This is a genomic window from Rhodonellum psychrophilum GCM71 = DSM 17998 (assembly GCF_000381545.1).
Classification (GTDB): Bacteria; Bacteroidota; Bacteroidia; order Cytophagales; family Cyclobacteriaceae; genus Rhodonellum; species Rhodonellum psychrophilum.
On record NZ_KB906673.1, the window covers coordinates 96,187 to 121,097 of the forward strand.

Here is a 24,911-nt window from a genome sequence, read left to right on the forward strand (position 1 = left end):
ATTTTAAATTCTAAATTGGCAAAATCAATAAATGGATTTCCATATGGTTTTTTTCCATTTTAATAATCCCATTAGGCTTTCTTCCATAAATTACCGAAAAACCGTTGACAATTTTTATACGCCAGCTTTTCCAGTTGGTCCTGGCTGAGGTTTTCTGAGAGTTTTTCAAGGATGGAGGGGTATTTTCCTGCATTCGCCACATTGGGAAAATAGAAAGGCAAGCGGGATTTGTCAGGGAAATTTTTGGTATAGAAAAAATCCGCCCCAAAACACATCTGCTCTTCTGCACCGATTTCAAAACCATGGAGAATATGCTCATAAATCCTTTCGGGATTTTCATTATCCAAAAATGCACGGAGAAAATTCCCTCCTATAATACCGCCTCTTTTGATAATTTCCTTGGCAAATTCATCGGTCAGGTTTCTTTTGTGGTTCCAGATTTCCCTGAAATTGGAATGGCTGGCAATGATCGGAACATCCAGATTTTCCTTCTCCAGATGATTCAAAATCCCTTCTGCCAATACATCCGAGGTGTGGGAAAAATCTATTGCTATTTTTTTGCCCGAAATGTAATCCAACAGTCTTTTTCCGTCGTCCTTCAAGCCTACCTCGGTGTAGTTGCCTCCGCCGAATCGGTTTTCGGTATGATGTGTTAGACTGATATACGCCATTCTTCCCGTCATACCAATCAAATTATCGAGCTGGTGAAATGCTGCTTCAAGTGGAACTTGCTCATTGGCCAATCCGGCCGCATTTTCAATGGCGGTGACCAGTCCTATCTTCGATTGTTCAGTTATCGAGTGCAAAAAATCCGCATCGGCTTGGCAAACCCCATTGGGAAATTCCTGCAACAGCTGCCGGTACTTTTGGGCTTGAAGCATCGCAAAAGCCATGCTTCCAGAAGACACGTCGGTATATATCGCCAAAACCTGCATTTTGACATTTCCCTCTTGAAGAAAGGGAAGGGCACATGCGATATCGTCAACCTTGTCGGCTTTTGCGCCGGGCACGATGGCCAAGTAAGACAGCAAATCACAATGGGTGTCAATGATGGGAAGTTTCATATTGCCTTCAGTTGTTTGAAGGACCAAAGAAACTCAAAAAATGACAGTTTTTTTATACTTTTAGCATTGAAAAGAGTTATACCCCTAAGCGATAGCCCGAAGAAATCAAATCCTTTTCTTTCCGTTTTAAAAATCTCACAAAAAACCACAGGCCATGCCACTTTCAAAACCTATTAATTTCACGAAATGGATTGAAGAAAATCGCCATTTGCTGAAGCCTCCCATTGGCAATCAACAAATCTACAAGGACAACAAAGATTTTATCGTCATGGTAGTCGGTGGCCCAAATTCCCGAAAGGATTACCACTACAATGAAGGGGAGGAATTTTTCTATCAAATCGAGGGTGACATTGTCCTCAAGATCATCGAAGAGGGCAAACCTGTGGATTTTCCGATCAAGAAAGGGGAGATTTTTCTGCTTCCTCCAAGGACGCCCCACAGCCCTAGACGTCCTGCCAATACCATCGGCTTGGTGATCGAACGCTACCGCAATCCCGGAGAAAGAGACGGTTTTATCTGGCATTGTGAAAATTGCGGAAATAAACTGTATGAAGAATATCAGGAAATCACCGATATCGTCAATCAACTTCCCCCGATCATGGCCCGTTTTTGGGAAAACCCCGAAAATACGAAATGCAAGAAGTGCGGAACAGTGATGGAAAAATAAGGGTACTGGGGATAAGACTCGCGCAAGGAATTCCCAAAACACACAGAAAATCCTTTTTGAAAGCAGAGGATTTCAATAATTAAGACCAAATATAATTCTTGTAATCCCTTCAAAATTCGAACGGCAGATGAGTAAACCAATATGAAAGACATAAAATACGAGTATTCCGAATTCTTCGCCAGGCAACTGGACAATGAAGATCCTTTGAAGGATTTCCGGAATGAGTTTTATTTTCCAAAAATAGAAGGGAAAGAAGCGATTTATTTCTGCGGTAATTCCCTTGGACTCCAACCAAGATCCACCAAGGAATACATCCAAAGGGAATTGGACAACTGGGCAGAACTGGCTGTTGATGGACATTTCAAGGGCGAAGATGCCTGGTACCATGTAAGAAAAAAATCCAAGCCCGCCCTGTCCGAAATCGTAGGTGCACACGAACACGAAGTGGTGGCCATGAACAACCTAAGCTCCAATCTTCATTTCCTGATGGTTTCCTTTTATCGTCCATCAAAAACCCGTTTTAAGATCATCACCGAAGCCGGTGCTTTTCCTTCGGACATGTACATGTTGGAAACCCAAGTTAAATTTCATGGGCTGGATCCAGAAAAAACCATTATAGAAGTAGCTCCTAGACCCGGGGAACATACTCTGAGGACAGAGGATATACTTTTGGCGATCGAAGAACAGGGGGAGGAATTGGCTTTGGTCATGATGGCAGGCTTGCAATACTATACTGGTCAGGTTTTTGATATGGAATCCATCACCCGAGCGGGGCATTCCGTGGGGGCAAATGTAGGATTTGATTTGGCCCATGCGGCAGGAAATGTCCCGATGTCCCTTCATGACTGGGGGGTTGATTTTGCCACTTGGTGCAGTTACAAGTACATGAATTCAGGGCCTGGCAATGTCTCTGGTGTTTTCGTCCACGAGCGACATGCCCAAAATCCGGATCTTCCACGTTTTGCAGGTTGGTGGGGACATGATGAGGAAGAACGCTTCAAGATGGAAAAGGGCTTTAAACCCATGTATGGGGCGGATGGCTGGCAGGTAGCAAATTCAAATGTGTTGGCCTTGGCCGCTCATCAATCTTCCCTGGACATCTTTGAACGGGCTGGAATAAAAAATCTCCGCGAAAAAAGTGAACTATTGACAGGATATTTGGAGTTTTTAATCCAACAAATCTCTGGGGATAGTGGTGTAATAGAAATAATTACGCCAAAAAACCCACAGGAAAGGGGCTGTCAGTTATCTTTGTTGGTCCATAAAGGTGGAAAGGCTGTGTTTGATGAATTGTATCTCAATGGAATCATCGGAGATTGGAGGCACCCAAAAGTAATGAGGATCGCCCCAACGCCACTTCACAACAGCTTTTTGGACGTATTTAGATTCGCCCAAATATTGGAAAAATCAATCCTGAAATTCGCTTGATTGAGGGAGTTATTGAAATAGAAATAATGGAAAAAAATGAGATAAGCATTTTAGGCGCAGGGTTAATCGGCTCTCTTTTAAGTATTTACTTGAAAAAAAGAGGCTGTGATGTTTCCGTGTACGAAAAAAGAGCTGACAATAGAAAAGTTGGGTACAAGGAAGAAGGAAGGTCCATCAACATGGCCTTGAGTGACAGGGGCTGGAAAGCTTTGGAGAAAATCGGCATGACCGAAAAGGTCGCGGCTTTGACCATCCCTATGTATGGCCGAAGAATCCATGACGAACATGGCAACACTTCCTTTCTTCCCTATGGCAAAGACAAGCAAGCCATCTATTCCATTTCACGGGGAAAATTCAATCAGCTTTTGGTGGAGGAAGCCGAGAACAAAGGCGTGAAAATATTTTTTGACCATAAATGCGAATCCGTTGACTTAAGGACCAATGAAATTAGTTTTACAGTACCCGAGACTGGTACGGAAAAAATTCATTCAAAAGTAATCATCGGTTCTGATGGAGCTTATTCCTCCCTGAGAATGGCCATGCAAAAGCAGGTCAGGTTCAATTTCCGACAGGAATACATCTCCCATGGATACAAAGAACTGAGTATTCCGGCCACGGCAGAGGGAGAATTTGCCATGGACCCCAACGCGCTACATATTTGGCCGAGGGGGATGTTCATGCTGATCGCCTTGCCAAATCCTGACAAGTCATTTACCTGCACCCTGTTTTTGCCCTTTGAAGGCGCAAAGGTTTGTTTTGATAAAATCAATGATAAAAGGGATGTTGAAGGTATCTTCAAAAACTACTTTGATGACGCCTACCAATTGATGCCAAATCTGGGAGAGGAATTTTTTACCAACCCAACATCTGCCTTGATCAATGTGGAATGCTATCCCTGGGTCTTGAAACAAGCCATGCTGATAGGAGATGCCTCCCATGCAATGGTCCCTTTCTATGGTCAAGGCATGAACTGCGGATTTGAAGATTGTTTTATTTTGGACAGTTTGATTGAAAAGTTGGGAACAAACGCCTGGGAACTCGTTTTTGCAAAATTTCAGAAAATGAGAAAACCGGATACCGACGCCATTTCCAAATTGGCGATGGAGAATTTCGTGGAAATGAGGGATGCGACAGCGGATCCAAAGTTTCTCCTGAGAAAGAAAATTGAAGCCAAATTGCACAGCTTATTTCCAAATGAATGGATACCGCTTTACACAATGGTGACTTTCTCGGATATGCCCTACTCTGAAGCGTACACGCAGGGTAAATTGCAAGAAGCGATTATGGACAAAGTGATGGCAAATCCCCTGATTACCCAAAACTGGGACAAATTGGATTACGAAGACATCGTCAATCAAATGGATGCTGCCAAGGCGGTATAAAATCAAAAAAGCCCTGACTCGAAATTTTGAGTTGGGGCTTTTTTGTGTTGTGGAGGCAATTGTATTGAAGATCAATTCATCGATGTGATTTTCGCAGGATAAAAATTGAAATCACTCCATTTTTTCTGTTAGGGCTTTGTCCACTTAATGGTACAGCCTATTGCTTTTGTGGTTTTTAAAGCCACTTCATTTCCGGACAAAACAGCATCCAGCGCATTTTCTAGATATTTTTCAGTCACCGAGGAGGCATCTTGGTGATTGTTGTCTATTGCACCAATGTATTTGACCACATAATCGTTGTCTTCTTTTCTCAACAGAAAAACATGGGGGGTTCTGCTTCCCCCATAGGATTTGATCACTTCTTGCTTTTTGTCATGGACATAGGCAAAAGGGAAGTTTTTGTCCTTTGCTCTCTTCTGCATATTTTCAAAACTATCTTTCGGGCTTACCTTATCATCATTTGGATTGATGGCAATCAAGGGATATCCCAGTGATTCATATTTTTGATGTAGCGCTATCATCCGGTCTTCATAGGCGACCACATAGGGACAGGTGTTGCAGGAGAAAATGACGATCGCCCCTTTTGCATCTTTCAAGCCTGAAAGGGAGACCATTTTGCCATCTACGTTTTTTAGCTCAAAATCAGAAGCCTTATCCCCCACCGAATACCCTTTTTCCTGGGCTTGGGTGGAAAAAGAAATCCCAATCCACAAGAAACAGCCCAACATTTATATCGTTTTATTTTTCATTATGCCCTTGTTTTATTTTTTTGATCAAATATTTCAATTGCTTTTCATTGAGCTCTCCTTCATGAAAAAATCTAGTGCCATCCGCGCTGATAAACAATGTTGCCGGAATGGCACCCGACCAATTCGAAGAAACCTTATCAATCCATTTGTTGTAATCCACATCGTCCAAAAGGAAAACCGGGGCCTTAATCCCTCTTTTCTGGATAAATTCTTGTACCCTTTGGGTTTTATTACCATCATCCAAAGAAATGAACATCAGCTCTACCTCTGGATCCTGCGCATTTACTTTCTCAAAATCGGGCATTTCCTTGACACAAGGCGCGCACCAAGTGGCCCAAAAATTAAACATGCGGATTTTCTCAGAGGGGGTTTTGGTAATGGATTCAAATTCATCGAAATCAATAACCTTGAAACCATCTGCTTTCCAAACACTGGCTGTACTGATCCATGCAGCAAACAAAATGAAGGCAAAGACAGAAATTTTTGGGATTGGTTTCATTTAGAATATGATTTTTATTTTGATTTTTGTGTTTTTTAAATAAACAACAAGACATTACAAATCCCAAAATTTAGGCAATGGAAATAATTTTCATCAGTAAAGTCCAAAGCGAAAAAAATTCAAAATTTTATTTTCTTAAACAGGAATTTTATCACCTGTAATGGTCTACGATTCTAGTAAAAAAGGGTTTGAAAGAAAATCAAAAACCTAAAAATCAGGCCCCTAATAAGGTTATTAAAAAGCAAGGGTTATTTATCCACATTTATCGAAAGTTATCCACACGCCCAAAAAAAACAAGCCTTATCTATTTGATTATCAATAACTTAAGGCCGATTACATTTAGCCAATTTTGTGGATAAACAACTGAAAATGAGAATCATACTGATTTATTGGTTTTCAGGATGGTGGATAAATCAATGAAAGAGCATAAAATTTCTTTTTCTCTATTCTTGGTTTTGTCTTATTAAACGTTTTCTATATGCATTGAAAATACGAGACTTAGAAATAAAGCCAAGGTACTTCCCGTCTTGCAGTACGGGAAGGTTCCACGCTCCGGATCTTTCGAACTTTTGCATCACTATTTGCATATTTTCATGGAGGAGTATGACTTCAGGAGGACTGTGCATCAATTGACTGATCTTGGTGGTTTCCTGTTTTTCGGGATCAAACATGATATCCCTGATATCGTCCAAGGTGATGATCCCATTGAGAACCCCGTCTTCCCCGACTACAGGAAAAATATTTCGACGGGACAACTTGACCAAATCGCAAAGTTCTCCCAAACTTGCATTCGGTAAAATGGGGAACAAATCATTCTCGATCAATTTTCGGATATCGATGAGATCCAATACTTCCTCGTCCTTGGATTCGGGAAGAAACCTACCCTTGTCCATCAATTGCTTTTTATAAAGGGAGTCCTTATCAAAGTAAGAAGTGGTAATGAAAGAAATCGCAGAGACCAACATCAGTGGCACAAAAAGCTCATATCCACCGGTAATTTCGGCTATCAAGAAGATGGCCGACAAGGGGGCATGCTGGACCCCACTCATCACCCCGCACATCGCCACTAGGGTGAAATGGGCCACTGGCAAAGGAATTGGAAACCCCAATAAATTGGAGGTATAGGCAAATAGGAAACCGGCAATGCCACCCACAAACAGAGAGGGGGCAAAAATACCGCCACTTCCCCCACTTCCGATAGTAACGGCAGCCGCGATTGGCTTAAGAAAAATAATCAAAACCAAGACAGTGATGATGAAATAAGGATTGGAATACTCTCCGAAAAAGGGACTGTTGGCCAAGATGCGCTGTGGTTCGCCTTCAATCAACGCATAAAGGGTCTCGTAACCTTCCCCATAAATGGAGGGAAAAAAGAAGACGATCAAGCCCAAAAAAGCCCCGCCATAAAGGAGTTTTAAGAAAGGCTCATCGAATTGTTCCATTAAACGCTCCACTTTAAATACGGCTCTGCTGAAATAAAGGGAAATAAACCCTGTCATGATCGCCAGTAAAAGATAATAGGGAGTATGGGCAGCCAAAAAATTATCCGAAAGATTGAATGTAAACATCACATCCTTACCCTGGAGCAGCATCGAAGTAAGGGATCCTGCCACCGAGGCTATCAATAAGGGGATAAAACTCGCTACACTTACCTCCATCAAGATTACCTCAATGGCAAAAATGACGGCGCCAATAGGCGCCCCAAAGATGGCAGAAATAGCCCCTGCGGCACCGCAACCTATCAGCAGGGTTCTTTTTTTGGCATTGAGATGCATCAGGTTTCCGAAGTTGGACCCTATCGCAGAACCTGTAACCAAAATGGGCGCTTCCAAACCAACAGAACCTCCGAAACCAACCGTAATGGCGGAGGTGATCACCCGACTGTACATTTTGACTTTCGGGATCAAGCTGCTCTTCTTTGAAATATTGTACAATAATTCTGGAATACCATGCCCCCCAACATCCTTCAAAACATAATTTCCGATCAAATAGGCTAGGGAGATCCCTATTAAAGGATAGATGATGTAGAAAAAATTGGCGTATTCCTGATTAAAGTCTTGGGTTAGAAAGGTTTGGATGGCATGTACGGTTGCTTTTAAAATCACAGCAGCAAAACCAGCAAGAATCCCCACCAAACCGCTCAGGATCAAGACAAAGTTTTTGGTGCTTATGTTTTTAAGCCGCCAAATCAAAAGACGCGTAATGATGTCTGTTTTAGGCAAAACCTATAAATCGATTAATTTTTATGATCAACAATTTCAATTCTTTTAATTCAAAACAACCTGCTTATTCCTTTTATTTTAAAGGTATCAATTCTTTGTCAAATGCGATCAAGGCATCCAAGATCAATTGAACCGCTCCCAAATAAAATTCCGGGTGAATATTTTCAAAAGTATCTGTGGGTTGGTGGTAATCCTGGTGATCCTCAACACCAAAATAGATAAAAGGGATATTATTTTTGTGGAATAACGCATGGTCGGAGGACATGGTCCAGTCCTCGAAACCGGTGTTGGGCTGATCATGGCCCAGCATCAGTTTGGGGGATTTTCCTTGGGAAACTTTTTCAAGAATTGGCTTCAACTTTGGATAATGATAGGTGCCGACGGCATACAATTCGTTCTTGTCATTTCTGCTGATCATATCCATGTTGATATTGAGTACGACTTGTTCGATGGGAAATGGAAAATCGTTCACCAAAGCTTTGGCACCCTGAAGCCCCATTTCTTCGGCATCCAAGGCGACAAACATCATGGAATGCATCGGCCTGTTTTTGGAAAAGTATTCAGATAGGGACAATAAGGCTGCAACTCCAGAGGCATTGTCATCTGCACCGTTGAAAATGACCTCGTCTGTTTGACCAATATGATCGTAATGGGCCATGACCACGATGAGTTTGTCCGTTTCACTTCCCGGCATAAAACCAACGATATTGGCAGCATTTTCATAAAATTTTCCTTCCCTTTCATTTTTAAAGTTAAAAAATTGGGTGAAATCCGAAAATTGGGAATGGAGGCCTTGGCTCTTGAAACGTTCCTTGATATATTCCCGGGCAACGAGATTTCCTTCCGAAAGCGTTTTTCTACCTCCCAATTGGTCCCCTGAAAGGTATTGGATGTCTTGAAGAACGGTCTTCCCATCGATACTCTGTGCCAACAAGGCTACAGGCATCAACCAGATGAGAAAGGAAAGAAATTTGATTGGGTTTTTCATATGGAAAGAATTAATCACTCGTTGTGTATATTCGTAAAATTAGTAAGGTTTCCCTAGTCCGATCCCAAAAATCATGAAATATATTTCAGCATTTATCATTGTATTGATTCTGTTCCACAAAGCTAATGGTCAAAACATGCTCCCTGAAAGTTTTTTTGACGGTAAATCGGTGGTATTGATTTCAAATTCACCTCAGGCTCAACCTTCTATGGACTGGAAAATGCTTTCTGAGAAAATCCATTCGCCACTGGTGGCGGCAGGCGCTGACCCCATCGGGTATTATGAGTTGGAAGACATCGCCTTGTCCGGCGAAGTGCAGGCTGGCTATGGTGATGCATTTTCCAAAAGAAAGGTGGCCAATATCATCCTCCTTACCCGAAAAGCAAACGGAGAATTGGTCTTGAATATTACCCCATTTACAAAGAACAAAAACATCGTTTCCAATTCCGGCGGATGGAGCACCGCAGCAAATTCCCTTGAGGAACTTTCGACAACCTTGGAAAATGTTGGTAAATCCAATCCCAGCAAAAATTACTTAGTCTTGGAGGTCCCTGAATTCCCAAATTCCTCAGAAGGCCTGACTACTGCCAAAGGTTTTATTGCCAAAAACCCACTGAATCTGGAGGTCTTCAAGCTGGGTGTTCCGCTTACTGGCGCTGTGGGTGAAGAAGGTTTTTTGAGTACTTTCCGGTATGATTTGTTGGGCAAATCCCCAGAAACGGTTCTGGCGGAGCAAAATGCAGAGAAAGGGGAAATTGAAAGCATCTTAAAAAATCACTATTCCAACCAAGTGGAATACCTTACCGAATACAGAACAGATGCCGAATTGATTGCCAATAGGGTCCAATTCCTCCTGATGCGGTTAGAAGCTCGGGAAGGCGATTTGATGAAAAGTATGGGCTTGGAAGTAGAAAACATTGAAGAAAAAACCGGTATTGTGGTCAAATATTACATCCGCTTTTTGGTCAGAAATGAAAATTATATCGGTCCAAAATGGGATGCCCATCCCAATGCCCAAGTTGCTTTGCGTCAGTTTTTGGAAAACCTGAAAAAAAATTAGGGTTCCATATCGGAACCCTAATTAAGCATTGATTAAATTAACGGGTGATTAAACAACCTTTGCTTACTGTTTTATTTGTCAATGGAACCAGTGACTCTTTTCATAAAGGCATTCAATGCTTCCTTCTTGTCCATACCTCCCTTGATCATTTTATTGACCTCCAAAGAACCATATAGATTAGAGATCAATTCTCCCATCACTTCCAGTTCCTCATCCTTGAGAGATGCAATTTCTGTCATGTTTTCCAGCAGGTCGATCGTCTCCTCTACCCAGTCTTCGTCATTGGATTCAATGAAACCCAAGACGTGTTTAATTATTGGCAATCTCATCGATCAGTGTTTTTAGGATTTCCTCTTTGTTGGTTTGTGTTTGGTTTACTAATTTACCTCCTTTGAATGATGCAAAAGTTGGCAGATTAGTCACCTGAGCCAGTTTTCTTGACTCTGGAAGTTTTTCTGCATCCACATACAAAAACTTTATGTTCTCATGATCTCCAGACAAACGCTTGAACTTTGGCTTCATGATGCGGCAATTTCCACACCAAGTGGCACCATATTGCACGACAACCAATTCGTTTTCATTTACAACTTCCTGTAAATTGTCAATTTCTAATTCCTGTAACATATGTGTGTTTTATGCTGATTTCTTGATGCAAAGGTAAAATCTATTCCTTATACTTTCTAATTGAAACTATCTATCTGCGATTGTCAAATCTAAGGGTAGAGCGGTTCATTCAAAAATGGGATCAGTGCCAAAATCACGGCTTGTTTATAATATTCCTTCCGATTGATCGCTCCATTGGTCAGTAAACCCACAGCGCCATCCCCTTGTTTAGAATTTTCTTCTTGGAAAAAACGGTCATTGGCAGCACCAAGTTCCAGTCCCCCTCTGACCAAATCAGAAATGACTGCAGGCAAGAAAAAGACAGCTGTTTTGGCCTTACCCATCCGGTCATCTCTATCCAATACCACCACCCAGGCAAAGGCGGACATTTCCCCCTCTTTTTCTTCAATTCCACCTTCTATTCCAACCCAAAAATCCGCTTCCGGAAAGATTTTCTTGGCATTTTTTGCCCTATTATTGGCCCCTAAGTAGGTCTGCTCATCACCAAAGGGTTGATCTTCGATTTCGGAACTTGCATTGACTCCCTCCACAATAAACGCCGTGTCGAAAGCGGCATGGAAAGCCTTGTCTGCACAACTGATTTTTACTGGGTTTTTGCTTCCCACAATCACGAGTCGATGCCTGGTTTCTTCTTTGATGTTTTTTCTTTTGGGATAAATCATTTTAATCGGAAATTGTTTTAGTATGAAAAAACGGATTCAAATCAGGTCATATTGGTAAAAACCTGATTGACATCATCATCTTCCTCAATTCTTTCAATCATTTTATTGATTTCTTCCTCTTGCTCTGGCGTGAGTTCCATCGTGGTAGCCGGAAACCATTGGAAATCGGCATTGATCACCTCTATTTTCCTTTCCTCCAGGGCATGCTGCATGTTGCCAAAATTCTCAAAGGAGGTATAGGCAAAAATTTCCCCTTCGTTTTCGTCTATTTCTTCCAGTCCATAATCGATCAATTCCAACTCCAATTCCTCGATGTCCAAACCGTTTTGTGAAAATCGAAAAACAGCCTTTTTATCAAACATAAAACTTACCGAACCCGAAGTGCTCAGTGAGCCACCTGCCTTGGCAAAGTAACTTCTGATATTGGCAACGGTCCTGTTGGTATTGTCGGTAGAGGTTTCTATGATGACGGCGATCCCAAATGGACCATAGCCTTCATATACGATTTCTTCATAGTCCTTTTCGTCCTTGTTGGAGGCTCTTTTGATAGCCGCCTCAATCCTGTCCTTCGGCATCGATGCACCCTTGGCATTTTGCACAATGGTCCTCAGCCTTGAATTATTGGAAATATCGGGCCCTCCGGCTTTCACCGCCATCACGATTTCTTTTCCAAGACGGGTAAACACCTTAGACATTTTATTCCACCGCTTGAATTTTCGTTCTTTCCTGAACTCGAATGCTCTTCCCATGTTCGCTTTAATTTATTACTGACAAAATTAATAAATCTTTTTTATTGCCATAGGCAATATAGGTCCCAAGGATAATTAAATCGCTTTACCTAAATAAAATTTGGCCTTTTTTTTATTAAATCAAAGGTTTTTACGTACAGTAATGAAATATCAAAAACTACTCTCATGGATTTTTATTTGGACGCACCCCTCCCAAACCTCCCAAAAACAAGCCAAAAGAAAATAATCATTATCGGAGCAGGTTTTGCCGGTTTGAAGCTCGCAAGAAAACTCAACGGGACTGCCTACCAAGTGATTTTATTGGACAAGAACAATTATCATCAGTTCCAACCGCTTTTTTATCAAGTCGCTACTTCTGGCCTTGAGCCCAGCGCCATCTCATTTCCCCTGAGAAAAATTTTTCATCAATCCAAAAACGTCCATTTTCGAATGGCGGAAGCCAAAAAAATCGACCAAAACATCAATCGTCTTTATACAGATGTAGGTTACCTTGATTATGATTATTTGGTTTTGGCTTTGGGGGCGGAAACCAACTATTTTGGATCCAAAAACATTGAAGCTTTTAGCACGCCGATGAAATCGGTATCGGAAGCACTTTTTATCCGAAACAAAATCATTTCCAACTACGAAACTGCCATCAACATCGCCGAAGAAGAAAAGCGGAAACCGATCATGAATGTCGTCATCGTGGGAGGCGGACCGACAGGAGTGGAGTTGGCAGGAGCCATGGCGGAATTAAGGAACAATGTCCTGCCAAAAGATTACCCGGAATTGAGTTTTAAAAACATGAGGGTGGTCTTGATCGAGGCCGGAGGAAGTTTACTTTCCAGCATGTCCACCGCAGCCAAAAACAAATCCCTGGAATATCTCCAAAACCTGGGCGTAGATGTCTTATTGAATACGCAAGTTGAAGACTATGATGGCCTGACCGTAAAACTTAAAGGTGGTGAATCCATCCAAACAAAAACATTGCTATGGGCGGCAGGAATAAAACCCGCAAGTATCAAGGGAATTGGGAATGAACAAAAATTGGCAAACGGAAGGCTATTGGTGAATACTTTCAATGTCCTTAAGGGCTCCAAGGATGTTTTTGCCCTGGGAGATCTTTGTCTCATGGAAATCGATGATCCCAGAGGATACCCCCAGGTCGCACAAGTCGCCTTGCAACAAGCGGATAATTTGGCTGGGAATTTAAAAGGGGTTTTAAAATCCCAAGAATGGAAGCCCTTCCGGTACAGAGATCTTGGATCCATGGCTACGATAGGAAGGAAACTGGCTGTGGTGGATCTTCCCTTTATCCAATTTCAAGGAATAATGGCTTGGCTTACCTGGTTGTTTATCCACCTAATGGCCATCCTTGGGGTCAAAAACAAGCTCTTTATTTTTTTCGATTGGGCTTGGAATTATCTTTCCTTCGACCCCAGTCTTAGGCTATTGATCAGGCCAAAAGTCGTAAAACAAAAAGAAAATAAGGCATAAATATCCTTAGGTCATTGAATCGGACCGGCGCGATTGATGATTCCTGCGAGGTATCCGTTGGGGATTCCATTTGCCCTGCCACCCCTCAGAATCGTTTCCAGGTATCCCTTTTTGGGAAATATGTTTTCTTTGCAGTCGCTGGAAATGAAGGTGTAGGCTTTCATTTCGCCTTGTTGTGAAAAAACCTCCACTTGGACAAAATCATATCCCGGTTCTGACAAAAGGAAAAAGTCAAAATCCTCTTGGTTGATTTCAAAAATCAACCCGTAAACAGACTCGTTTTCACTTTTTACCAGATTGGCTCGAGCAGAACCATCCGGATTCTCAAAATTAAATCTAAAACCATAGGAGGGAAGCACGCCAAGCCCAAGGAGGACAGGCTCTTTTTTCAACCTTCCTTTTAATGTGCTTACATCGAGGTTGCTGGCATAGCCGAAATAATGAAATTTTTTCATAGGGTAAAATTAGGTTTCAGAATTTAACCCATTTTATGCATTGTCAATTCAATTCCGGCCTAAAATTGCCTAATAATCAGTCGGTTGTTGCTGTTTTTGACTTCACCAGATTGGACTATTCAGGATTATTCAAATAGTCTTATTATCGTGTAGTTACAGCCCTATTAGGAAGCCCAATGCATCATTCGGGTTTAATGCTCAATAATACCTCCTTTTGACCAAAAATAACAATTAAGGTTTGTTAACATTTTATTCGGTGACCTGGATTAAACCCTAAAGCTTGACCTAAGTCTAAATACCAAATTCCAAAACATTTGGAAACAATACCCAATTCATTCCCGGGAAAGGAAGCATTGCAAAAAAATTTCCAAGTATTTTACCTGTATTGAAACTTAAACTAAGAAAATCATGAAAAGGACACTATTAATTGCCGCAATATTCTCTTTGACCATATTTGCCGTATCTGCGCAGCGAGGTCATCAAAAAACGATGCAGAGCCCAGAGGAAAGAGCAGAAAAAATGACCTCCAAAATGACAGAACAACTTGAACTGAGCGAGGATCAGAAAAAACAGATCTACCAGATCAACTTGGAGAATGCCACAAAAAGGCAAGCTGAAATGGAAGCTCGAAAAGAAGAAATGCAGGCAAAAAGAACCGCAATGATGGAAAAAAACAAGGACCAGCAAGAACAGATTGAAGCGGTTTTGACTCCGGAGCAAAAAACAAAGTGGATGGAACTAAAGGATGAGAACCGAGAAAAAAGAAACACGATCCGTGATGCCCGCCAAAACCCAGACCGTGAAAAATTCCAACAACGCCGCAAAAGACCCTCAAGGGACAAATAAATTTCACATGATACAAGGTTGGTTAATAAAAATGACACCTGAAATGGGTGCCAAAACAAAGGAGAAGGTCATTGACCTTCTCTTTTTTGTTAAAAAATCCCTCCAAATGGAGGGATTTTTACATCGTTAAACTAAACTTACTATCTCGCTTTACTCTATTATTCAAGGTTTATTTACGTTAACATAAATCCATTTTATTAAACTCATCCACCACCTGAAAATGACTTTCGTCCTTTTTAGGCAACATGGAGCTTCCCTGAAGAAACTCATCTACCAACACTGCGGCTTCACGACCCTCCGAAATTGCCCAAACCACTAAGGATTGACCTCTTCTCATGTCACCAGCCAAAAACACATGTCTATTGGAACTTTGGTAATTTTTGGATTTGGGAAGTGTATTTTCCATGATTTCCACCCCGAAAGACTCCAACAAACCATTTTTTGCTGGGCCGGTATATCCGATTGCTATCAATGCCAAATCACAGGGGACTGTTCTTTCGGTATCTGGAATCTCCACAAATTGCATTCTCCCATTTTGTTCCTTCCATTCTAGATCGACCAGTACCAAGCCGGAAACCTCTCCTTTTTCATTCCCGATAAATTCCTTGGTCAGGACAGAAAATACGCGGTCGACACCCTCTTCATGAGAACTTGAAGTTCTAATCGTCATGGGCCATTCCGGCCAAGGATTCAGGATTGTCCTTTGGGTCGGAGGTTTTGGCAATAGCTCCAATTGGGTCACTGATGCAGCCTCATGCCGATTGGATGTACCAATACAATCACTTCCGGTATCCCCTCCACCAATCACAATAACATGCTTACCTGTGGCTGATATTGGGTTTTCTTTGATTTCCCCACTCGTCACCCGGTTTTGTTCCCCCAAAAATTCCATTGCAAAATGGACCCCCTTGAGATCATGCCCTTTGATTTTCAATTCCCTTGGATGTGCGGCTCCTGTGGCCAACACCACTGCATCAAAATTCCTAAGGATATTCTCCGCTTTGATGTTGAATCCCACCTCGGTTTCTGTGGAGAAGATCACACCTTCTTTTTCCATGATGTCTACCCTTCGGTCGATCACCCATTTTTCCAGTTTGAAATCCGGAATTCCATACCGCAGCAATCCCCCTACGCTTTTATCTTTTTCGAATACGGTGACCTCATGGCCGGCAAGGTTTAATTGATCCGCTGCAGCAAGTCCCGCGGGGCCAGAACCGATAATGGCTACTTTTTTCCCTGTGGATTCAGTGGGTTTTCTCGGCTGAACAAATCCAAGTTCATAGGCCTTCTCTGCAATGTTTTTCTCAATCAACTCAATGGCAACCGGGTCTTTATTGATCCCCAATACGCAGGAAGCCTCACAGGGGGCTGGACAAATCCTTCCCGTAAATTCAGGGAAATTGTTTGTGCTCCGCAATATCTGAAACGCTTCTTCCCATTCATTTTGATACACTGCCTCGTTGAACTCCGGAATCACATTGCCCAAGGGGCATCCCTGGTGGCAAAATGGAACACCGCAATCCATGCATCTAGCAGCCTGATGGTTGAGTTTATCTCCGTCAAACGGTTTGTATATTTCTTTGTAATCGTTAAGTCTATCTTCCGGTGTGCGCGTCTCCGGCAACTCCCTTTTAAATAAAATAAATCCTTCTTTCGCTCCCATCTTACACCAATGTTTTTGTTTGTTCCAATGCTCTCTTTCTCAAAACCTCCTTGTAATCTCTTGGTATTACCTTGATGAATTTTTCTCTGAATCCATCCCAACTGTCCAGAAATTTGCACGCAAGTTGGCTGTTCGTAAGTTTCACATGATTCTTTAAATACTTTTTGATGGTCACAAAATCATCCTCATTAAGTGGATCCATGTCCACCATTTCGGTGTTGATGAGGTGCAGGTAATCCTTAAGGACATAGGCAAGTCCTCCACTCATCCCTGCAGCAAAGTTCCTTCCGATTTCACCGAGGTTGATCACAAGTCCGCCTGTCATGTATTCACATCCATGATCTCCGATTCCTTCCACCACAGTCTCTACACCTGAGTTCCTGACAGCAAACCTTTCGCCGCCTTTTCCATTGATATAGGCTTCTCCTGAAGTCGCGCCATAAAAGGCAACATTTCCAATAATGATGTTTTCTTCCGCTGGGAAATTGGCATTCCGACTTGGGTATACAATCAGTTTACCACCGGAAAGCCCTTTACCAAAATAATCGTTGGCTTCCCCTTCAAGTTCAAACGTGACTCCCTTAGTGAGGAATCCTCCAAAAGTTTGTCCTGCGGAACCTTGGAATTTGAATTGAACAGTATCTTCCGGTAATCCTGGACTTCCATAGATTTTGGATATTTCATAGGAGAGCATCGCTCCCACTGTCCTGTCAGTGTTTTTGATCTGGAAACTGCCCGAAACGGGGTTCGCCTGCTCCAAAGCTGGAAGGGAAGCTTTGATCAGTTTTCTGTCCAGCACTTTTTTGAGTTCAAACTCCTGATCGATTTGCTTGAATATCCCGACATGGTCAGGGACTTCCACTTTGTGGAAAATCGGACTGACGTCCAGTTTATCCCATTTCCAATGGTTCAAGTGACCGGTTGATTTGAGTACATCGCTTTGTCCCACCATTTCATTGATGGTTCTGAAGCCCAGAGAGGCCATTATTTCCCTAAGGTCCTGTGCCAAGAAGGTGAAGAAATTCACCACATGGTCTGGATCTCCGGTAAATAACTTCCTGAGTTCTGGATTTTGGGTGGCAATGCCGACAGGGCAAGTATTCAAATGACACTTCCGCATCATGATACAACCTTCGACGACCAAAGCACCAGTGGAAATACCCCACTCTTCGGCACCCAACAATGTGGCAATGGCAATGTCTCTTCCGGTTCTCAACTGTCCATCGGTCTGGAGCACGACACGGCTCCTTAAATTATTTTTGACCAAAGTTTGGTGTGCTTCGGAAATCCCGAGTTCCCAGGGAAGTCCAGCATGTCGGATGGAACTCAAAGGAGAGGCTCCCGTTCCCCCGTCAGCTCCCGAAATCAGGATGACATCCGCCTGTGCTTTGGCAACACCAGCCGCCACAGTACCGACGCCCGCCTGGGAAACCAATTTTACATTGATCCGGGCTTTTCTGTTGGCATTTTTAAGATCATAAATCAGTTGGGCAAGATCCTCGATGGAGTAAATGTCGTGATGGGGAGGTGGAGAAATCAATCCTACTCCCGGAGTGGAATGTCTTACCCTTCCGATCCAATCATCCACTTTGTGGCCGGGCAGCTGCCCACCTTCACCTGGTTTGGCACCTTGTGCCATCTTGATCTGCAATTCTGCGGCATTGGCGAGATAGTTGGAGGTTACCCCAAACCTTCCCGATGCCACTTGCTTGATCGCGGATCTTTCCCAATCTCCGTTTTCTTTCACTTGGTATCGGATTTCATCCTCACCACCTTCACCACTGTTGCTTTTGGCACCAATACGGTTCATGGCAACGGCCAAGGTAGAATGTGCCTCATGAGAAATCGAGCCAAAGGACATCGCTCCGGTTGCAAACCTTTTCAGTATTTTTTCAACGGGTTCAACCTCTTCTATTGGCACCGAAATCCTTTTTTTGAATTCAAACAAACCCCTTAGGGTAATGGCGTCTTTGGTTTGGATATTGATTTTTTCCGCAAATTTCTTGTATAGGGAATAATCGTTAAGCCTCGTTGATTTCTGAAGCAGGTGAATGGTCTCCGGATTGAACAAATGCTTTTCCCCTCTTCTTTTCCACTGATAGACACCTCCCGCTTCCAAAACAGGTGTTTCGGTTTCATAAGCAGTATGGTGGCGGATCAGGACTTCTTCTGCCAATTCGTCAAAAGAAATACCACTGATTCGACTGACTGTTCCTTTGAAACACCTGTCAATGACCTCTGGACCAAGACCGATGGCCTCGAAAATCTGAGCGGCCTGATAGGATTGCAGGGTGCTGATTCCCATTTTGGAAAGCACTTTCAACAATCCTTTTCCAATGGCCGATTGGTAATTGGCAAAAAGTTGTTTTTGTGGAATTACCTTGGATAGACTTCCTTTTTCATTGAGTGAAAGAAGCGACTCCAAGGCTAAATAAGGATTGATGGCTGAGGCGCCATATCCGATTACAGTGGCAAAGTGATGCGTTTCCCGGATATCTCCTGCTTCCACGACCAAGCCTGCCCGTGTTCTTAGTTTCTTGTTCACCAAGTGGTGATGCACCGCGCCGATTGCCAATAAGGATGGAATTGGCGCTTTGTCTTCAGTGCTGTTTCTGTCGGAAATAATGATGATATTTTTTCCCCCATAAATCGCTCCTTCAGCTTCTCTGCTGAGTTTGTTCAGCGCTTCGAGCATTCTTCCTGGTTTGTGATCTGTCTCGAAATGCGCATAAAGAGTGATGGCGCGGTAGCCCTGCTCTTCAAGATGTTTGATTTTCTCCAAATCCTCATTCAACAGCACCGGCTGGGAAATATGGATCTGACGGGTATGTCTAGGACTTTCATCCAAAATGTTGTGGCTTTCTCCTATTCTGGTGAATAGCGACATGACCAATTTTTCCCTGATCGGATCGATAGGGGGATTGCTCACTTGTGCAAAAAGCTGCTTGAAATAATTGGATATGTGTTGACTCTGCTTTGAGAGTACCGCAAGTGGCGTATCTGCACCCATGGAACCCAATGGTTCATAAGCCGTGTCACCCATAGGCGCAAGCACAACTTTCAAATCCTCAGAGGTGTAACCAAATATCGTTTGTCTCTTTTTGATTTCCTCAGTCCTGTAGGGTTGATCGAGTTCTTTTGGATTGGGCATGACCCTAAGCTTCAATCTTTCTTCCCGCACCCAGTTGTCATAGGGCTTGTTGTCACAGACGCTTGCCTTGACTTCATCGTCAAAAGAAATTTTTCCTTTTTCCAGATCCACCCAAAGCATTTTTCCTGGGCTTATCCTTCCTTTTTCCTTGATCGTAGATTCCCTCACAGGCAGAGACCCCGCTTCCGAGGACAAAATCAACCTGTCATCCGAGGTGATCAAATACCTTAGCGGACGAAGACCATTTCGGTCCAAAGTGGCACCAAGTGATTTTCCGTCGGTAAACAACAAGGCGGCAGGCCCATCCCAAGGCTCCATCAGTGCAGCATGGAATTTATAAAACGCCTTTCGGTCCTTGTCCATCATCTGATTGTCTTGCCATGCTTCAGGAACAAGCATCATCATCACGTGTGGCAATGATCTCCCACTAAGCGTCAGCAGCTCTACCAACGCATCAAGATTCGCTGAATCGGAGTAATGTTGATTGGTCACAGGCATTAGTTTGGACAATTCATCATCCGAAAAATGTACTGATTTCATCAGTGTCATCTTGGACTTCATCTTGTTCAAATTTCCCCTGATGGTATTGATTTCACCATTGTGTGAAAGATAGCGGAAGGGTTGTGCCAACCTCCAATTTGGGAAAGTATTGGTGGAAAATCTGGAGTGGACGATTGCCAATCCTGAAGTGATCTTATTGTTTTGAAGATCTTTATAAAAAGGCAAAACCTGATCGGTTCTCAACTGGCCTTTATAGATAAGTGTAAATGCACTGAAGCTGGCAAAATAGAATGCATTGTTCACCCCAGAAATCGTCTCATTGATGATTCTAGAGGAATAATTGCGAAGCACATACAGCTTTCTTTCCAAGTCGATCCCTTGCAGCCCCTCTTGATGGGACACAAAGACCTGCTCAATGTTTGGCATGACTTCCAAAGCCCCAGAACCAGGGACGGTTTCGTCGACTGGAACCTCTCTATAGCCGATCAATTTGAATCCCAAATCCTTGATGATCTGATTCAGTTGTTCTTTGGACTTCTTATAAAGCTGCTTGTTTCTGGGAAAAAAGGTCATCCCGACGCCATAATTTCCAGCCTCGGGTATATTGAATCCTGCCCTGGAGGAGACTTCCTTTAAAAATGAGTGTGGGATTTGGATCAGGATGCCAGCACCGTCCCCAGTCTTGGGGTCGCTTCCTCTTCCGCCTCTGTGCTCCATATTGCTCAGCATGAAAAGAGCATCACTGATTGTTTCATGGGTTTTATTCCCCTTCACATTCACTACCGCTCCAATACCGCAGGAATCATGTTCGAATTCTGATCGATATAAGCCTTCATTCATTATATAATAGTTTTAATAGGTTTTTAAGATTGAGTTGCAAAATTTACAAAAAAATTTCTTTTTATTAAAATTCAAGCAACAAACAAGGCATTAAAATATAGAGTTCACACCTAATTAAACCATTAATTGAAATTGGCAATAATTTATATTACACTCCTTTTTTAATCAATTTTTCAATTGAAATACATTTTTATTAAAAACAGGTCTCTATTTAAACCATATTTTCCACAAATTCCGTAATTGATTGAAAAATAGGTTTTTCTGAATTTTATTGAAAAAATTTTCAGATTTTTCTCCTGCATTTTTAAAACAGGGGCATTACTTCAAAGACAACAAAAAATATTATAAAACATTATACTTTAAATATAAAAAAAACATTCTTTTTATTTCGCAGCTAAATTCTGGTTCAATCTTCGTTATGGCCCACATTATCCTCGCTATCAGAAAGAAGATGGACTTTGATCTTTTTGATTTTACGGGTATCCATGGAAAGTATGGTAAATTCAAAATTCTCAAAAACAATCTTCGACCCATTCTTGGGAAAACTGGAATTGATTTCAAGTAAAAGCCCACCCAATGATTCACTTTCCCCTTTCACCTCGTCGAAGATCTGGGTGTCCAAATCAAGCTTTTTGCAAAAATCGTTGAGCGATATTTTTCCTTCGAAAACAAAAGTTTGAGGGTCCAATTCTTTGAAATAAAAATCCTCTACATCGTCAAATTCATCGTTGATCTCACCGATGATTTCCTCAATCAAGTCCTCAAAAGTAACCAATCCTGATGTGCCGCCGTATTCATCAACCACAATCGCCATATGGACCCTTCTTTGCTGAAAGTCCTTCAACAAGGAATCCACTTTCTTGTTTTCCGGCACAAAAAAACCTTTCCTGACAAATTTCTGCCATTCAAAATCCTCCTGGTTGTCAATGTGGGCCAAAAGATCCTTGATATAAAGAATTCCTTCTATGCTGTCGATCGTTTCGCGGTATACCGGGATTCTGGAATATCCACTTTTATTGATTTTATCCATCAACTCATGAAAGTCTGTCCCGATTTCCACTGCTGTGATTTCCATTCTGGAATGCATCACCTGCTTCACAGACAAAGTCCCAAAATTCACAATTCCCCTTAAAATATCTTTTTCTTCGTCCGTCGTGTCTTCGGCGGTAATCTCCAATGCCTGGTGCAATTCCCCAACTGACATTGAATATCCTTTTCGTTCAATTCTCCTTTCGATAATATTGCTGATGGACATCAAGAAAAAAGAAAGTGGCTTCAGTATCGTTGAAAAAAACGACAAAGGCTTGGCCATCATCAATGAAAACTCAATTTTGGCCTTGGTTGCGTACACCTTTGGAACGATTTCACCAAAGAATACGATGGCGAATGTAACGCCTACAGTTTGAACCAAAATGATCACAATGCCAGATGCACCTGTACCAAACAATGTCCAGGTGACAAAGGTGGTCAGCGTGACTATGCCTACGTTGATAAGGTTGTTTAAGATCAAGACCGTACTCAACAACTGCTGAGGGGATCCAACCAATTCTATCACTTTGTTTGCCCTGTCATCAGATTGACTATCCAGCCCCCCAAGATCATTTGCGTCAAGGGAAAAAAAAGCAACTTCTGATCCGGATATCAAGCCAGAAAGAATTAAAAGAATAATAAAAATCAATCCATTTAACAAAAGATAGCCAGCTGAAATGGGGGCCATTTCAGCCAGCAAAAGTATACTCGGATAGGGGTCGTCCATCAAAATTTTAAATGATCACCGCAAAATTAACCAATTCCTGATGAAAATTTCAAAAAACATATCAGAATGGCAAATCGTCATCCGTGGATGCACTTTCCATCACCGGTGGATTGGGACTGTTCATCGCTGGTTTGTTTGCATAATTTCCAGATGGCTGTTGTTCGGAAGCAGTGCTGCCACCCTCAGGTCTTCCACCCAGCATGGTAAAGCTTAAGACCCTAATCCTGACTTTTTTACGATTGTTCCCCTGCTCATCCTGCCAAGTATCCGTTTTGATTTTTCCCTCCACATAGAGTTGCATGCCTTTTTTAAGGTATTGTTCTGCGATTCTAGCTTGACCGTCCCATAATTCCAAATCATGCCATTCGGTATTGTCAACCCTATTGCCACTTTTGTCTTTGTAGGATTCTGTCGTGGCCAAACTGATATTGGCGACAACTTTGTCACCTTCCAAGTGCTTTACTTCAGGATCTGCACCTAGGTTACCTATTAAAATTACTTTATTTACTCCTGCCATATTTTTGAATTTATTGTGTGTAAAAAAATTTGAACATGAATTTAGGCATTATTTTTCACCGTTCAAAAACTTAAGGATCAGCCTAGGTTTACCAAGGTTCTCCAACTCCGAGTCATTGACAAGGAGGTAGCCTTGTTTTTCTGCCCAGATCAATAGATTAGCCCGATGTATTCTTTCTATCTCCAGGGAAATAAATTTTGCGAAAATTCTTTGATGGGTAAGCAAGTGCTTGAATATTTTTCCTGAATTGAGATTGACAGTTGGATCCAAGGAATTGAGTTCAGGGTCCAAGAGGAGAAGCTGCAGATTCTCCAAATCCAGGTCATTGCTTTCAATCAGCGGGAAATCATGCAATCCTTGCCAAATATCGCCGGCTGTTCTTTGTCGAATCACGGTTTCGTTTCCGCTCGTGATGTGCAGATAAGTAAAGAATCTTTCCTTGACCTTGATTTTTTTGGCTTTGAAGGGGAGCTGATCGACCATTTCTTTGTTAAAAGCAAAACATCCTTCCATTAAAGGGCAATCCAGACAGTTTGGATTTTTGGGTTTGCATTGAAGGGAACCAAACTCCATGATGGATTGGTTGAATTCTCCTGGGGCAGATATTGGAATGATTTGATTTGCCAAGGTTTCAAATTCCCTTTTCCCCGCGGGACTTGCTATATCTGTTTCTATTCCAAAATACCGACTCAAGACCCTGAACACATTTCCATCCACAACCGCTGCGGCTTCGCCAAAAGCAAAGGAAGAGATGGCGGCAGCAGTGTAGGAACCCACACCTTTTAACTTCAACAATTCTTTGTAGGAACCAGGAAATTCCCCACCATGAATTTCAACGATGTCTTTTGCGCACTGATGCAGGTTACGTGCCCTGCTATAATAACCCAAGCCTTGCCAAAGCCGCATCACCTCCTCATCTGGTGCTTGTGCCAAATCCTGCACTTTGGGATAGTTTTGAAGAAATTTCTCGAAATATGGGAGTCCTTGGGCTACGCGTGTTTGTTGCAGAATCACTTCGGACAACCAAATGATATAGGGGTCATTGGTGTTTCTCCAAGGCAAATCTCTTTTGTTTGGGCCATACCAATCCAACAATCTATGGGCAAAATGCTTATATTTCAAAATAGGGAATTTTATCAGGTTACTTTTTCATCAAACAAATGAAGCTAATTTTGAACAATTTGTTTTTATATTGAAATGCTTAGTGTAAATTTGCAATCCCAAAAACAGTTGGTTAATAGGTCGTTAAGCTTATTCGATAACAAATTAAATATAATCTACAGTGACTAAAGCAGAAGTAATCACCAAGATCTCGGACAAAACAGGAATCCAGAAAGACGATGTAACTCAGACAATTGAGGCATTCTTCAAGGTAGTAAAAGATTCCATGGCAGACGGGGAGAACATTTATGTAAGAGGTTTTGGCAGCTTCATTAACAAGAAGAGGGCTAGAAAAATCGCAAGAAATATCTCCAAAAATACAGCTATCGTAATCGATGAGCATTATGTACCGGCCTTTAAGCCTTCAAAAGTGTTTATTGAGAAAATCAAAAACAGCAAGAAAATAAAGGAATTATCTCCTCAGGAATAGTCCTGAGGACTATTTTTT

Annotated in this window: 22 protein-coding genes; 7 read left to right on the forward strand and 15 right to left on the reverse strand. The window is 42.1% G+C overall.

The window, feature by feature from the left end; translation table 11 throughout:
* Positions 1 to 71 precede the first annotated feature (71 nt).
* The gene (locus F824_RS0100520; RefSeq protein ID WP_019595879.1) at positions 72 to 1,064 is read right to left on the reverse strand and encodes a dipeptidase; all 993 of its coding nucleotides are present in this window, start codon (positions 1,062 to 1,064) and stop codon (positions 72 to 74) included.
* Positions 1,065 to 1,218: 154 nt separating this feature from the next.
* Between F824_RS0100520 and F824_RS0100530 the strand changes: the two genes are divergently transcribed.
* The 3 genes from F824_RS0100530 (at position 1,219) to F824_RS0100540 (ending at position 4,541) form a co-directional block, all read left to right on the forward strand.
* Positions 1,219 to 1,731 (forward strand): 3-hydroxyanthranilate 3,4-dioxygenase, encoded by a 513-nt coding sequence (locus F824_RS0100530; RefSeq protein ID WP_019595881.1) that lies wholly within the window; start codon positions 1,219 to 1,221, stop codon positions 1,729 to 1,731.
* A gap of 141 nt (positions 1,732 to 1,872) precedes the next feature.
* Positions 1,873 to 3,159 carry a kynureninase gene (gene kynU, locus F824_RS0100535; protein ID WP_019595882.1) on the forward strand — a complete coding sequence of 429 codons (1,287 nt, stop codon included), beginning with the start codon at positions 1,873 to 1,875 and terminating at the stop codon, positions 3,157 to 3,159.
* A 26-nt stretch (positions 3,160 to 3,185) separates the two neighbouring features.
* Positions 3,186 to 4,541 (forward strand): FAD-dependent oxidoreductase, encoded by a 1,356-nt coding sequence (locus F824_RS0100540; protein ID WP_026333402.1) that lies wholly within the window; start codon positions 3,186 to 3,188, stop codon positions 4,539 to 4,541.
* Between the two features lie 128 nt (positions 4,542 to 4,669).
* Here the strand turns inward: F824_RS0100540 and F824_RS0100545 are convergent, their stop codons facing one another.
* The 4 genes from F824_RS0100545 to F824_RS0100565 form a co-directional block, all read right to left on the reverse strand.
* Positions 4,670 to 5,269: a thioredoxin family protein gene (locus F824_RS0100545; protein ID WP_022582157.1), complete on the reverse strand. Its 600-nt coding sequence runs from the start codon at positions 5,267 to 5,269 to the stop codon at positions 4,670 to 4,672.
* A 10-nt stretch (positions 5,270 to 5,279) separates the two neighbouring features.
* Complete coding sequence (locus tag F824_RS0100550; RefSeq protein WP_019595885.1) at positions 5,280 to 5,789, reverse strand: TlpA family protein disulfide reductase; 510 nt, start codon at positions 5,787 to 5,789, stop codon at positions 5,280 to 5,282.
* Positions 5,790 to 6,232: 443 nt separating this feature from the next.
* Entirely contained in the window at positions 6,233 to 8,011 is a 1,779-nt protein-coding gene (locus F824_RS0100560; RefSeq protein ID WP_031327007.1) for a chloride channel protein, read from the reverse strand.
* Positions 8,012 to 8,084: 73 nt separating this feature from the next.
* Positions 8,085 to 8,999, reverse strand: coding sequence for a M28 family peptidase (locus F824_RS0100565; protein ID WP_019595887.1), 915 nt, complete (start codon positions 8,997 to 8,999; stop codon positions 8,085 to 8,087).
* 73 nt (positions 9,000 to 9,072) lie between these two features.
* Between F824_RS0100565 and F824_RS0100570 the strand changes: the two genes are divergently transcribed.
* A complete protein-coding gene (locus F824_RS0100570) occupies positions 9,073 to 10,059 on the forward strand; it encodes a hypothetical protein (RefSeq protein WP_019595888.1) in 987 nt (328 codons plus the stop codon).
* A gap of 71 nt (positions 10,060 to 10,130) precedes the next feature.
* Here F824_RS0100570 and F824_RS0100575 read toward each other — a convergent pair whose 3' ends face one another.
* The 4 genes from F824_RS0100575 to F824_RS0100590 form a co-directional block, all read right to left on the reverse strand.
* Complete coding sequence (locus tag F824_RS0100575) at positions 10,131 to 10,388, reverse strand: DUF6952 family protein (RefSeq protein WP_026333404.1); 258 nt, start codon at positions 10,386 to 10,388, stop codon at positions 10,131 to 10,133.
* Positions 10,369 to 10,683 carry a thioredoxin family protein gene (locus F824_RS0100580; protein ID WP_019595890.1) on the reverse strand — a complete coding sequence of 105 codons (315 nt, stop codon included), beginning with the start codon at positions 10,681 to 10,683 and terminating at the stop codon, positions 10,369 to 10,371. The genes F824_RS0100575 and F824_RS0100580 overlap by 20 nt, the downstream gene beginning before the upstream one ends.
* A gap of 89 nt (positions 10,684 to 10,772) precedes the next feature.
* Positions 10,773 to 11,345 (reverse strand): inosine/xanthosine triphosphatase, encoded by a 573-nt coding sequence (gene yjjX / locus F824_RS0100585; RefSeq protein WP_019595891.1) that lies wholly within the window; start codon positions 11,343 to 11,345, stop codon positions 10,773 to 10,775.
* A 41-nt stretch (positions 11,346 to 11,386) separates the two neighbouring features.
* On the reverse strand, positions 11,387 to 12,094 hold the full coding sequence (locus tag F824_RS0100590; RefSeq protein ID WP_019595892.1) for a YebC/PmpR family DNA-binding transcriptional regulator: 708 nt from the start codon (positions 12,092 to 12,094) through the stop codon (positions 11,387 to 11,389).
* Positions 12,095 to 12,259: 165 nt separating this feature from the next.
* On the opposite strand from F824_RS0100590, the gene F824_RS0100595 reads away from it, so the two are divergent.
* Positions 12,260 to 13,573 carry an NAD(P)/FAD-dependent oxidoreductase gene (locus F824_RS0100595; RefSeq protein ID WP_019595893.1) on the forward strand — a complete coding sequence of 438 codons (1,314 nt, stop codon included), beginning with the start codon at positions 12,260 to 12,262 and terminating at the stop codon, positions 13,571 to 13,573.
* A gap of 11 nt (positions 13,574 to 13,584) precedes the next feature.
* On the opposite strand, the gene F824_RS0100600 is transcribed toward F824_RS0100595, so the two are convergent.
* Positions 13,585 to 14,028 (reverse strand): gamma-glutamylcyclotransferase family protein, encoded by a 444-nt coding sequence (locus tag F824_RS0100600; RefSeq protein WP_019595894.1) that lies wholly within the window; start codon positions 14,026 to 14,028, stop codon positions 13,585 to 13,587.
* Positions 14,029 to 14,436: 408 nt separating this feature from the next.
* On the opposite strand from F824_RS0100600, the gene F824_RS0100605 reads away from it, so the two are divergent.
* The gene (locus F824_RS0100605; RefSeq protein ID WP_019595895.1) at positions 14,437 to 14,874 is read left to right on the forward strand and encodes a DUF4890 domain-containing protein; all 438 of its coding nucleotides are present in this window, start codon (positions 14,437 to 14,439) and stop codon (positions 14,872 to 14,874) included.
* A gap of 178 nt (positions 14,875 to 15,052) precedes the next feature.
* On the opposite strand, the gene F824_RS0100615 is transcribed toward F824_RS0100605, so the two are convergent.
* The 5 genes from F824_RS0100615 to mutY all read right to left on the reverse strand — a co-directional run bounded on the left by F824_RS0100615 (position 15,053) and on the right by mutY (position 24,424).
* Positions 15,053 to 16,537 carry a glutamate synthase subunit beta gene (locus tag F824_RS0100615; RefSeq protein WP_019595897.1) on the reverse strand — a complete coding sequence of 495 codons (1,485 nt, stop codon included), beginning with the start codon at positions 16,535 to 16,537 and terminating at the stop codon, positions 15,053 to 15,055.
* Between the two features lies 1 nt (position 16,538).
* A complete protein-coding gene (gltB, locus tag F824_RS0100620) occupies positions 16,539 to 21,029 on the reverse strand; it encodes a glutamate synthase large subunit (protein ID WP_019595898.1) in 4,491 nt (1,496 codons plus the stop codon).
* Positions 21,030 to 21,435: 406 nt separating this feature from the next.
* Positions 21,436 to 22,785, reverse strand: a complete 1,350-nt coding sequence (gene gldE, locus F824_RS0100630) for a gliding motility-associated protein GldE (RefSeq protein ID WP_019595900.1) — start codon at positions 22,783 to 22,785, stop codon at positions 21,436 to 21,438.
* 61 nt (positions 22,786 to 22,846) lie between these two features.
* Positions 22,847 to 23,302: a single-stranded DNA-binding protein gene (locus F824_RS0100635; RefSeq protein WP_019595901.1), complete on the reverse strand. Its 456-nt coding sequence runs from the start codon at positions 23,300 to 23,302 to the stop codon at positions 22,847 to 22,849.
* 48 nt (positions 23,303 to 23,350) lie between these two features.
* The gene (gene mutY, locus F824_RS0100640) at positions 23,351 to 24,424 is read right to left on the reverse strand and encodes an A/G-specific adenine glycosylase (RefSeq protein ID WP_019595902.1); all 1,074 of its coding nucleotides are present in this window, start codon (positions 24,422 to 24,424) and stop codon (positions 23,351 to 23,353) included.
* Between the two features lie 160 nt (positions 24,425 to 24,584).
* Between mutY and F824_RS0100645 the strand changes: the two genes are divergently transcribed.
* Positions 24,585 to 24,893 carry an HU family DNA-binding protein gene (locus F824_RS0100645; RefSeq protein ID WP_019595903.1) on the forward strand — a complete coding sequence of 103 codons (309 nt, stop codon included), beginning with the start codon at positions 24,585 to 24,587 and terminating at the stop codon, positions 24,891 to 24,893.
* Positions 24,894 to 24,911: the final 18 nt, after the last annotated feature.

Coding starts and splice junctions, on each gene's coding strand:
- F824_RS0100520 (WP_019595879.1), bottom strand. CDS start 1,064: ATGAAACTTCCCATCATTGACACCCATTGTGATTTGCTGTCTTACTTG.
- F824_RS0100530 (WP_019595881.1), top strand. CDS start 1,219: ATGCCACTTTCAAAACCTATTAATTTCACGAAATGGATTGAAGAAAAT.
- kynU (WP_019595882.1), top strand. CDS start 1,873: ATGAAAGACATAAAATACGAGTATTCCGAATTCTTCGCCAGGCAACTG.
- F824_RS0100540 (WP_026333402.1), top strand. CDS start 3,186: ATGGAAAAAAATGAGATAAGCATTTTAGGCGCAGGGTTAATCGGCTCT.
- F824_RS0100545 (WP_022582157.1), bottom strand. CDS start 5,269: ATGTTGGGCTGTTTCTTGTGGATTGGGATTTCTTTTTCCACCCAAGCC.
- F824_RS0100550 (WP_019595885.1), bottom strand. CDS start 5,789: ATGAAACCAATCCCAAAAATTTCTGTCTTTGCCTTCATTTTGTTTGCT.
- F824_RS0100565 (WP_019595887.1), bottom strand. CDS start 8,999: ATGAAAAACCCAATCAAATTTCTTTCCTTTCTCATCTGGTTGATGCCT.
- F824_RS0100570 (WP_019595888.1), top strand. CDS start 9,073: ATGAAATATATTTCAGCATTTATCATTGTATTGATTCTGTTCCACAAA.
- F824_RS0100575 (WP_026333404.1), bottom strand. CDS start 10,388: ATGAGATTGCCAATAATTAAACACGTCTTGGGTTTCATTGAATCCAAT.
- F824_RS0100580 (WP_019595890.1), bottom strand. CDS start 10,683: ATGTTACAGGAATTAGAAATTGACAATTTACAGGAAGTTGTAAATGAA.
- yjjX (WP_019595891.1), bottom strand. CDS start 11,345: ATGATTTATCCCAAAAGAAAAAACATCAAAGAAGAAACCAGGCATCGA.
- F824_RS0100590 (WP_019595892.1), bottom strand. CDS start 12,094: ATGGGAAGAGCATTCGAGTTCAGGAAAGAACGAAAATTCAAGCGGTGG.
- F824_RS0100595 (WP_019595893.1), top strand. CDS start 12,260: ATGGATTTTTATTTGGACGCACCCCTCCCAAACCTCCCAAAAACAAGC.
- F824_RS0100600 (WP_019595894.1), bottom strand. CDS start 14,028: ATGAAAAAATTTCATTATTTCGGCTATGCCAGCAACCTCGATGTAAGC.
- F824_RS0100605 (WP_019595895.1), top strand. CDS start 14,437: ATGAAAAGGACACTATTAATTGCCGCAATATTCTCTTTGACCATATTT.
- F824_RS0100615 (WP_019595897.1), bottom strand. CDS start 16,537: ATGGGAGCGAAAGAAGGATTTATTTTATTTAAAAGGGAGTTGCCGGAG.
- gltB (WP_019595898.1), bottom strand. CDS start 21,029: ATGAATGAAGGCTTATATCGATCAGAATTCGAACATGATTCCTGCGGT.
- gldE (WP_019595900.1), bottom strand. CDS start 22,785: ATGGACGACCCCTATCCGAGTATACTTTTGCTGGCTGAAATGGCCCCC.
- F824_RS0100635 (WP_019595901.1), bottom strand. CDS start 23,302: ATGGCAGGAGTAAATAAAGTAATTTTAATAGGTAACCTAGGTGCAGAT.